The sequence below is a fragment of the Neopusillimonas maritima genome, assembly GCF_003576595.1.
Lineage (GTDB): Bacteria > Pseudomonadota > Gammaproteobacteria > Burkholderiales > Burkholderiaceae_B > Neopusillimonas > Neopusillimonas maritima.
Window position 1 is genome coordinate 1 of record NZ_NQOU01000015.1, and the last position, 2,056, is coordinate 2,056.

At 52.8% G+C, this 2,056-nt stretch carries 1 rRNA gene and 1 other annotated feature (1 of these 2 cut by a window edge); the gene reads right to left on the bottom strand.

Features of this window, described 5'->3' with window-relative positions:
* Positions 1-28: 28 nt before the first annotated feature.
* Positions 29-141 (bottom strand): 5S ribosomal RNA (gene rrf, locus CJO09_RS15475).
* A 204-nt stretch (positions 142-345) separates the two neighbouring features.
* Positions 346-2,056: a sequence feature (mutual gap in cmsearch alignment for this rRNA model is longer than 100), on the bottom strand (it continues 1,361 nt past the right edge of the window).

Consider the following 2,056-nt stretch of genomic DNA (forward strand, 5'->3'; position numbering starts at 1 on the left):
TTTGATGTTGGGGCGTTTTGGTATAAGAGCCTGACGATGACCTACTTTCACAGATGTACATCCACTATCATCGGCGCAAAGGCGTTTCACGGTCCTGTTCGGGATGGGAAGGCGTGGGACCACCTTGCTATGGTCGTCAAGCGTAAAGGGTTGCGCTTCAAGGGTTTTGGCCTTGAAGCGCCAATGAGGTGAGAAGCAACCGTGCTTTGTATGCTGTTTTGCGGGTTTGATTATTTGGTTGTGCTGTTATTTGCGTTGCGTTGGTTTTGACCATTGATTTTTGACTTTATGTCATTTAGCGGCATGCTTAACACCTAAACCAGTATGCATAACCTGCATGGTTATAGGATCAAGCCGCACGGGCAATTAGTACTGGTTAGCTAAACACATTACTGCGCTTACACACCCAGCCTATCAACGTCCTGGTCTCGAACGACCCTTCAGGGGGGTCAAGCCCCCGGGATACCTTATCTTCAGACGAGTTTCCCGCTTAGATGCCTTCAGCGGTTATCTCTTCCGTACTTAGCTACTCGGCAATGCCATTGGCATGACAACCGATACACCAGCGGTACGTCCACTCCGGTCCTCTCGTACTAGGAGCAGGCTCCGTCAAGTATCCAACGCCCACGGCAGATAGGGACCAAACTGTCTCACGACGTTTTAAACCCAGCTCACGTACCTCTTTAAATGGCGAACAGCCATACCCTTGGGACCGGCTACAGCCCCAGGATGAGATGAGCCGACATCGAGGTGCCAAACACCGCCGTCGATATGAACTCTTGGGCGGTATCAGCCTGTTATCCCCAGAGTACCTTTTATCCGTTGAGCGATGGCCCTTCCATTCAGAACCACCGGATCACTATGTCCTGCTTTCGCACCTGTTCGACGTGTCAGTCTCACAGTCAAGCACGCTTATGCCATTGCACTATCAGCACGATTTCCGACCGTGCCTAGCGTACCTTCGAACTCCTCCGTTACGCTTTGGGAGGAGACCGCCCCAGTCAAACTGCCCACCATGCACTGTCCCCAACCCGGATAACGGGCCAAGGTTAGAACCGCAAACAGACCAGGGTGGTATTTCAAGGTCGGCTCCAAGCAGTCTAGCGACCACTCTTCTGCGCCTCCCACCTATCCTACACAAGCCGGTTCACAGTTCAATGCAAAGCTACAGTAAAGGTTCATGGGGTCTTTCCGTCTAGCCGCGGGTAGATTGCATCATCACAAACACTTCAACTTCGCTGAGTCTCAGGAGGAGACAGTGTGGCCATCGTTACGCCATTCGTGCAGGTCGGAACTTACCCGACAAGGAATTTCGCTACCTTAGGACCGTTATAGTTACGGCCGCCGTTTACCGGGGCTTCGATCAAGAGCTTGCACCCCATCACTTAACCTTCCGGCACCGGGCAGGCGTCACACCCTATACGTCCACTTTCGTGTTAGCAGAGTGCTGTGTTTTTAATAAACAGTCGCAGCCACCGATTCTCTGCGACCCCTTCATGCTCCGGGCGCAAGCCCATCACACTACCAGGGTATACCTTCTCCCGAAGTTACGGTATCAATTTGCCGAGTTCCTTCTCCTGAGTTCTCTCAAGCGCCTTGGAATATTCATCCCGTCCACCTGTGTCGGTTTGCGGTACGGTCTCGTACAGCTAGAGCTTAGAGGCTTTTCTTGGGACCACTTCCAATCAGTTTAAGACCGTAGTCTTATTCAGCCACACCCTTGAATTACGCGCCCGGATTTGCCTAAAGCGCCTTCTATAGTGCAGCAACGGGGACTTCCAACACCCCGATGACCTTTCGCAATCCGTCCCCCCATCGCACTGTACGACGGTGCTGGAATATTAACCAGCTTCCCATCAGCTACGCATCTCTGCCTCGCCTTAGGGGCCGACTCACCCTGCGCCGATGAACGTTGCGCAGGAAACCTTGGACTTACGGCGAGGGGGCTTTTCACCCCCTTTATCGCTACTCATGTCAGCATTCGCACTTCTGATACCTCCAGCAGCCTTTACAAGCCACCTTCACAGGCTTACAGAACGCTCTCCTACCGCGTACG